We start from the raw sequence: 7335 nt of genomic DNA, 5'->3' as shown, positions 1-7335 counted from the left end.
CTCCTGCCCGGCGGCGGCACCGAGCGCGCCGGCGGGCCCACCGCCGCGCTCGCCGCCGTCGCCCGCGCCGCGATCGACCTGCTCGGCGGGTCCACGGCCGGCGCCCTCAAGCAGTGCGAGGCCGACCCCTGCACCCGCCTGTACCTGGACGCCTCGCGGCGCGGCACCCGCCGCTGGTGCGACATGCGCGAATGCGGCAACCGCGCCAAGGCCGCCGCGTTCCGCGCCCGCCACCGCACCTGACCCCCCCTGGCACGCACCCCGCGCAGGCCACCGCGCCAGGCCACCGCGCATAGATCGGCCCAAGGGGGGAATGGGCCCGACTCGTCCACCCCGAAACACGCGGGTGGCCGGGGGGAAGGGGCACTCACATGCGGGTCGTCGTCACCGGCGCCACCGGCAACATCGGCACGAGCACCATCCGGGCCCTGGCGGCGGACCCGCGCGTCACCTCCATCCTCGGGCTCGCCCGGCGCCGCCCCGGCCAGGACATCGCCGCCGAGAACGGCAAGACCGAATGGGCCGAGGCCGACGTCACCGACACCGACCTGGTCCCGCTGTTCCAGGGCGCCGACGCCGTCGTCCACCTCGCCTGGCTGTTCCAGCCCACCCACCGGCCCGCCGTCACCTGGGACGCCAACGTCATCGGCAGCACCCGCGTGTTCGACGCCGTCACCGAGGCACGCGTCCCCGCGCTGGTGTACTCCTCCTCCGTCGGCGCCTACTCGCCCGGCCCCAAGGACCGGCCCGTCGACGAGTCCTGGCCCACCCACGGATGGCCCGGCGCCGCCTACAGCCGCGAGAAGGCCTACGTCGAACGGCTCCTGGACGCCCTGGAGGCCCGCGACCCCGCCCTCCGCGTCGTGCGGATCCGGCCGGGGTTCATCTTCGAGCGGCAGAGCGCCGCCGAGCAGCGCCGCCTGTTCGCCGGACCGCTGCTGCCCGGCGCGCTGGCCCGCCCCGGCCTCATCCCGATCGTCCCCGACCTGCCCGGCCTGCGCCTCCAGGCACTGCACTCCACCGACGCCGGCGAGGCCTTCCACCTCGCCGCCGTGGGCGACGCCCGCGGCGCCTACAACATCGCCGCCGAACCCGTCCTGGACCCCGCCGAGCTCGCCGACATGCTCGGCGCCCGCCCCGTCCGCCTCCCGGCCCGCGGCGTCCGCGCCGTCCTGTCCGCCGCCTGGAACCTGCACCTGGTCCCCGCCTCGCCCGGCCTGCTCGACCTCGCGCTCCAGGTCCCGCTCATGGACACCGGCCGTGCCCGCCGGGAGCTCGGCTGGACCCCGGCCCGCACCGCCCGCGAGGCCATCGAGGAGTTCCTGGACGGCCTGCGCACCGGCGCCGGGCGCGACACCCCGCCCCTGTCCCCCGAGACCGGCGGGCCGATGCGCTCCCACGAGTTCACCACCGGCGTCGGCCAGAAGCCCTGACCCGCCACCACAACACCAACAGAAGGAGCCCGTCGAATGGCGACGATCACACCTGACCACCTGCACACCCTGCTGGCCTCCGACGACCGCGACGCCGCGCTCGTCGTCGTCGGCGGCGAGGCCGCCGTTGTCCCCGCCTCCACCGCGGACGGCTCGGACGACGGGCCCGAGACCATGATGGTCATCACCACCCGCGACGCCGTCATCGCCGAACTCGACACCGGCGCCAACGACGAGCAGATCGAGCGCCTCGCCCAGCGCCTCGACGTCGCGCTCGACAGCCTCGGCGGCTGACACCCGCCCCCGGCACGCACACCGGCACGCACGCGGGACGCACACCTGGCGGACCCTGATCCGGCCGACCGCACCCGGCGGCCTCACCTCGGCGGCACCCGGCAGGCCCCACCACGGCCGACCGGGGCCGAGCCGTGCCACAGGTCCGCGATCACCAGCCGTACGGGCCGAAGCGGCCCCAGGCGACGAGCGCGGCGAGCACGAACAGCACGGCCGTCACCGCCACCCCCGGCGCCTCCCGGCGGCGGGCGTGCAGGGCCGCCGCGAGCACCATCATGACCGCCAGCCCCGTCGCCGCGGACGGCGTCAGCACCGGCGCGACACCGGCGGCGGCCGGCGCGACCAGCCCGACCGCGCCCAGCAGCTCCAGCACGCCGATGGACCGTATCGCCGCCTGCGAGAAGTCCCGCAGCACCGGATAGCCGTCCACCAGCTTCTCCTTCGGCTGGACGGCCTTCATCAGCCCGGACAGCGCGAACACGGCCGCCAGCAGCGCCTGCACGATCCACAAGAACACGTTCACCGGAGTCTCCCCATCGTCATCGCCGCCCGTCCAGGGCGACCGGTTCCAGCAGTCCGACGAGACGGCCCCGACGGATGTGAGGCGGCCCGGCGGCCTCACATCCGCCCTCGCCGCTCCGTCGAACCGATGACGGACGAGACGAGAACGGGGAGCCGCGCCACCATGAGCACACCGACCGGGCCGGGGAACGGCCCCTACGAACCCGAACCGGGCGATAACGACGCCGGTCCCAGCGCGAAGGGAACGGGCCTCGGCGGGGACGGATCGAGTGCGGGTGAGGACGCCCCAGGGCTCAGCGGGAAGGAAGTAGGCCCTGGCAGCACGGAAGCGGGCCCCGGCTTGAAGGGCTCGGGCCCTGGCCCGGAGGGGTCGGGTCCTGGCCCGGAGGGGTCGGGTCCTGGCCCGGAGGGGTCGGGTCCTGGCTGGGAAGGGGCGGGCTTCGGCGTGCGCGGGTCAGGGGCGGGTGCGCCTGACCCGGGCCTGAGCGCGGTCATGAGCGAGCGGCGTCGGCTGATCGACCTCGCCTACCGGCTGCTGGGCTCCCTCGCCGACGCCGAGGACGCCGTCCAGGAGACCTACGCGCGCTGGTACGCCATGTCCCCGCGGCAGCAGGCCGCCATCGCCTCCCCCGGCGCCTGGCTCACCAAGGTCGCCGGCCGCGTCTGCCTCGACGTTCTGCGCTCCGCGCGGGCCCGGCGCGAACGCTACGTCGGCCAGTGGATCCCCGAGCCCCTGCCCGGCCCTCCCGACCCGGCCGACCGGCGGACGGGCGCCGCCGCCGACCCGGCCGACCGCGTCACCCTCGACGAGTCGGTCAACATGGCCTTCCTCGTCGTCCTCGACTCCATGACCCCGGCCGAGCGCGTCGCGTTCGTCCTGCACGACGTCTTCCGCTACCCCTTCGCCGACGTCGCCGACATCGTCGGCCGCACCCCCGCCGCCTGCCGCCAGCTGGCCTCCTCCGCCCGCCGCCGCCTCAGCGCCGCGCGGCCGCCCGCGTCCCCGCCGACGCCCCCAGAACGGCGCGCCGCCCTCGTCCGCGACTTCAAACGGGCCTGGGAGGCCAAGGACCTCGGCGCCCTCATCGCCCTCCTCGACCCCGCCGCCGTCGCGACCGGCGACGGCGGCGGCCTCGCCAGCGCCGAACCGCGCCCCGTCCACGGCGGCGAGCAGGTCGCGCGCTACTTCACCGGCCTCGCCCACCGGGCCTCGGGCCTCGCCGTCACCGAGCGCACGGTCAACGGGCAGCCCGGCCTGGTCGCCCACGCCGACGGTCGGACCGTCACAGTGATCGCCTTCGACGTCGCCGGTGACCGGATCACCCGCGTCTGGGCCGTGCGCAACCCCGACAAACTCCGCTCCTGGACGGCGAACTGAGACCACCGACCCGGCCCGCCCCGTCGCCGTCCCGGGAAGACGGTCGCCCGCCCGCCTCGCGGCGCTGACCGGATCGTTCCGCATCCCGGCGCGATGATGCCTCCCGTCCAGGACGGCGCACCGGCAGGATCGACGGCATGACCCGAGCACTCCTCGTCATCGACGTCCAGGAATCCTTCCGCCGCCGCCCCAACTGGCAGGCCGTGTCCACCCCCGACATCGTCGCCCGCACCGCCCGCCTCGTCGCCGCGGCACGCGCCGCCGGAGACCTCGTCGTGTGGATCCTGCACGCCGAACCGGGCAGCGGCACCGTCTTCGACCCCGCTGTCGGGCACGTCCGCCTCATGGACGGCCTCGACCCCCGCGACGGCGAACCCGTCCTCACCAAGACCTCGCGCAACGCGTTCACCACCACCAACCTGCACCAGCTCCTCACGGGACGCGGTATCCGCGACGTGGTCGTCTGCGGCATCCAGACCGAGCAGTGCTGCGAGACCACCGCCAGGCTCGCCGCCGACCTCGGCTTCACCGTGACCTTCGTCACCGACGCCACCGCCACCTTCCCCATCCCCCACCGCGACGCCCCCGCCGACCGCCCCCTCGCCGAAGTGCTCGCCGACCCCGCCACCCTCGGCACCGACGAGATCATCACCCGCACCGAGTACGCCCTCGCCGGCCGCTTCGCCACCATCGCCGCGCTCGACGACCTATCCTGACCGGATCGTGACCCGCATCGCCTTCCTGCTCGTCCCTGGCCTCCACCTGCTGGACCTCGCCGGACCCGCCCAGGTGTTCTCCACCGCCGCCGACCACCGCCACCCTTACCGGCTGTCCTACATCGCCGACCAACCCGACCCTGCCCCCGGCGCCCCCGGGCAGGACGGCGTCGTCACCGCCCAGGGCCTGCCCCTGCGTGCCGACACCGCCTGGCCCGACCTCACCCCGGACGACATCGTCTTGGTCCCCGGCTGGCGCTGGGCCACCCGCCGCCCCCACGCCTTGCCCGTCTCCCCGGCCGCCGCGCGCCGCCTCGCCCGCCACCACGCCGCCGGAGGCACGGTCGCGAGCGTCTGCGCCGGCGCGTTCGCCCTCGGCCAGGCCGGGCTGCTGGACGGCCACCGCTGCACCACCCACCACGAACTCCAGGACACCCTCGCCCGCCGCCACCGCCGCGCCACCGTCGTCCGCGACGTCCTCTACGTCACCGACGACCGCGTCGTCACCTCGGCCGGCATCGCCAGCGGCATCGACCTCGCGCTGCACCTCCTCGCCGTCCGGCACGGCCCCGGCGCCGCCGCCCGCGCCGCCCGCTCCATGGTCGTCTACGCCCGCCGCAACGGCGACGAACCCCAGGCCAGCGCCATGCTCCGGCACCGCGCCCACGTCAGCGACGCCGTCCACCGCGCCCAGGACCTCATCGACACCGGCTACACCCGTCCCCTGCCACTCGGCGACCTCGCCGCCGCGGCCGGCGTCAGCGAACGCACCCTCACCCGCCGCTTCACCGCCGCCACCGGCCTGACCCCGCTGCGCTACCAGCAGGAACTCCGCCTCGAACGCGCCCAGCACCTGATCGGCCAGGGCGCCACCCTCGAAGCCGCCGCCCGCAGCGTCGGCTTCACCGACGCCCGCATGCTCCGCCGCCTCCGCTCCCGCCCCCAGCCCCCGCACTAGCCGCACGAAGGGCCGCGCGAAGAGCCGCGCGAAGAGCCGCGCGAAGGGCCGCGCGAAGGGCCGCGCGAAGGGCCGCGACCGGCTTGGGTCCGTGCTCGGCGGCGTCTCGGTATTTCGACGGCCGCGTCAGGCGTTAGCGCGGGAACTCCGCTTGGGTGGTCGCGCCGCGGCGCAGCGTGGCGCGGCCCGCCGTAACCTCGGCCGCCCACGCCTCGAAAGCCTCCAGATCAGCGACCTCCACCGGCACGTCCGCCTCCACGGCCGCCCCATACCGGACGTCGGCGGGCTGCACCCCGCGTCCATGCAGGTCCCCGAGGAACCGGCCCGCCAGCGCATGGTCCACGACCGCCGTCACCGTCACCACCGGACGCAGCTCCACCACGCCGACCGCGTCGACCGTCTCGGCGACCGCCTGCCCGTAGGCGCGCACCAGGCCGCCCGCGCCCAGCTTCACCCCACCGAAGTAGCGCGTCACGACCGCGACCGTTCCCGTCAGGCCGCGCCGGACCAGCACCTCCAGCATCGGGATCCCGGCCGTCCCCGCCGGCTCACCGTCATCGCTGCTCCGGGTGATCTCGCCCCGCTCGCCCAGCACGTAGGCGGTGCAGTTGTGCGTCGCGTCCCGGTGCGCCCGGCGATGGCCGGCGATGAAGTCGGTCGCCTCCGCCTCGTCGCCCGCGCGGGCGAGCGTGCACACGAACCGCGACCTGCGGATCTCCAGCTCACGCGTGCCCCCAGCCCTGATCATGCGCATGGTCCCGCCGAGTTTAAACCGCCCGATCAACCCGTCCGGTATGTCACTGGCGGCCCCGGAGCCGACCATGGACCACCTCCCGCGCCGGTCCGCCGGACGCCACCGTCCCACCGGCCAGGTCATCGGGCCAACCTGCGAGTTGGGCACCCGGCGGGCCGCCAGGACGGACCACCGGCCATCGGCTCACCGGGCCGACTCTCCGGGCTCGGCCACTCGGTCGGCTATGGAACCGGCTACCGGCCAGGTCATGGCGCCAGCCTGCGGTTGGGCGCTCGATGGGCCACGAGACGAGCTCACCGAAAGCTTCGCCGGGCCGCCTTCCGGGCTGGGCCACTTGGACGGCCACCAGGGCAGCTACCGGACGGGTCACCGGGCCAGCCTGTCGCTGGACACCAAATGGCCCGCGAGATGGGCCCGCCGGACGGGTCACCGGGCTGACTCCCAAGTTGGGCCACTCGGTCGGCCGCGAGACGGGCTCACCGAACGGGCGTCGGGCCGCCTTCCGGCCTGCGTCACTCAGCCGGGTCGCGTTACCGGCTAGCGGGCGGGTGGCCGGGTCGGCCTGCCAAGCGAACGCGCCACGCACTGGCCCGGCCTAGGGATGTGTCGAGGGGCGGGCGCCTGGTGGTCAGGGGAAGGGCCACGGGTTCGGGCGGCAGCCGTACAGCGACTTGGTCTGCTGCACCATCACCGGCGCCCGCCTTCCCGGGCCCGGGCACTGCTCGTGGCCGTGCCCCAGCGCGTGCCCCACCTCATGGTTGATCACATACTCCCGGTAGGTCGCCAGATCGGCGCCGTAGGTGGCCGCGCCCTCCCCGTACCGGCGCGCGTTGATCACCGACCGGATCCCGCTGCGGCACGACAGCTCCCCGCCCGTGACCAGCGGCGCGCACTCCCGGTCGGTGAGCGCCGGGCTCGTCAGCGACACCCGGAACCGGACCGGCCCGCGCGCCACCCGCTGGAACCGCATCGCGCCGCCGTGCCCCCAGCTGCGCCGGTCGTTCAGGACGCGGTGGACCTCGGCGGCGAACTCGGCCCCCGTGATCGGCAGCCCCCGCTCCACCTCCACCATGTACCGGACGACCGGCCCGCGCGAGCCCCGCGGCGGCGCCGCCGTTCCCGGCACGAGGACGTAGCGGCCGCCCGCCGACTCCGGGATGCGCACCGCGACGGGCTGCCGACGCCCGTTCACCAGCCGTCCCGGCGCCACCGGAGCGGCCACTTTGCCCGACCGGGCGGCCCGGGACGCGCCGCCCGCCGCCGCCGGAGCCGGAGCCGGG

Annotated in this window: 9 protein-coding genes; 6 read left to right on the top strand and 3 right to left on the bottom strand. The window is 75.5% G+C overall.

Going from position 1 to position 7335, the window contains the following annotated elements; translation table 11 throughout:
• The 3 genes from E1300_RS45920 to E1300_RS45910 all read left to right on the top strand — a co-directional run.
• On the top strand, positions 1 to 243 hold a 243-nt coding region (locus tag E1300_RS45920), incomplete at its 5' end, for a CGNR zinc finger domain-containing protein (RefSeq protein ID WP_131763560.1).
• Between the two features lie 128 nt (positions 244 to 371).
• The gene (locus E1300_RS45915; protein WP_131763559.1) at positions 372 to 1433 is read left to right on the top strand and encodes an NAD-dependent epimerase/dehydratase family protein; all 1062 of its coding nucleotides are present in this window, start codon (positions 372 to 374) and stop codon (positions 1431 to 1433) included.
• Positions 1434 to 1469: 36 nt separating this feature from the next.
• Positions 1470 to 1727: a hypothetical protein gene (locus tag E1300_RS45910; protein ID WP_131763558.1), complete on the top strand. Its 258-nt coding sequence runs from the start codon at positions 1470 to 1472 to the stop codon at positions 1725 to 1727.
• Between the two features lie 151 nt (positions 1728 to 1878).
• Here E1300_RS45910 and E1300_RS45905 read toward each other — a convergent pair whose 3' ends face one another.
• Positions 1879 to 2250, bottom strand: a complete 372-nt coding sequence (locus E1300_RS45905) for a DoxX family protein (protein ID WP_131763557.1) — start codon at positions 2248 to 2250, stop codon at positions 1879 to 1881.
• A gap of 492 nt (positions 2251 to 2742) precedes the next feature.
• Between E1300_RS45905 and sigJ the strand changes: the two genes are divergently transcribed.
• From sigJ to E1300_RS45890, 3 genes are all read left to right on the top strand, one after another.
• On the top strand, positions 2743 to 3627 hold the full coding sequence (sigJ, locus tag E1300_RS45900; RefSeq protein ID WP_131763556.1) for an RNA polymerase sigma factor SigJ: 885 nt from the start codon (positions 2743 to 2745) through the stop codon (positions 3625 to 3627).
• A 137-nt stretch (positions 3628 to 3764) separates the two neighbouring features.
• On the top strand, positions 3765 to 4343 hold the full coding sequence (locus E1300_RS45895; RefSeq protein ID WP_131763555.1) for a cysteine hydrolase family protein: 579 nt from the start codon (positions 3765 to 3767) through the stop codon (positions 4341 to 4343).
• A gap of 7 nt (positions 4344 to 4350) precedes the next feature.
• Positions 4351 to 5301 carry a GlxA family transcriptional regulator gene (locus E1300_RS45890; RefSeq protein WP_131763554.1) on the top strand — a complete coding sequence of 317 codons (951 nt, stop codon included), beginning with the start codon at positions 4351 to 4353 and terminating at the stop codon, positions 5299 to 5301.
• A gap of 133 nt (positions 5302 to 5434) precedes the next feature.
• Here E1300_RS45890 and E1300_RS45885 read toward each other — a convergent pair whose 3' ends face one another.
• Together E1300_RS45885 and E1300_RS45880 are read right to left on the bottom strand one after the other, a co-directional pair.
• Positions 5435 to 6055, bottom strand: coding sequence for an IMPACT family protein (locus E1300_RS45885; RefSeq protein ID WP_131763553.1), 621 nt, complete (start codon positions 6053 to 6055; stop codon positions 5435 to 5437).
• A gap of 628 nt (positions 6056 to 6683) precedes the next feature.
• Positions 6684 to 7335: DUF3152 domain-containing protein (locus E1300_RS45880; RefSeq protein WP_242619828.1), on the bottom strand; the 652-nt coding region annotated here is incomplete at its 5' end.

Source organism: Actinomadura fibrosa (genome assembly GCF_900659615.1).
Taxonomy (GTDB): domain Bacteria; phylum Actinomycetota; class Actinomycetes; order Streptosporangiales; family Streptosporangiaceae; genus Spirillospora; species Spirillospora fibrosa.
Note: the sequence above shows the minus strand (reverse complement) of the source record. Positions and strands in the feature narration are given on the sequence as shown.

Bases quoted from the DNA above. Each gene is read 5' to 3' on its own strand.
- E1300_RS45895 (WP_131763555.1), top strand. From the start codon at position 3,765: ATGACCCGAGCACTCCTCGTCATCGACGTCCAGGAATCCTTCCGCCGC.
- E1300_RS45915 (WP_131763559.1), top strand. From the start codon at position 372: ATGCGGGTCGTCGTCACCGGCGCCACCGGCAACATCGGCACGAGCACC.
- E1300_RS45885 (WP_131763553.1), bottom strand. From the start codon at position 6,055: ATGCGCATGATCAGGGCTGGGGGCACGCGTGAGCTGGAGATCCGCAGG.
- sigJ (WP_131763556.1), top strand. From the start codon at position 2,743: ATGAGCGAGCGGCGTCGGCTGATCGACCTCGCCTACCGGCTGCTGGGC.
- E1300_RS45910 (WP_131763558.1), top strand. From the start codon at position 1,470: ATGGCGACGATCACACCTGACCACCTGCACACCCTGCTGGCCTCCGAC.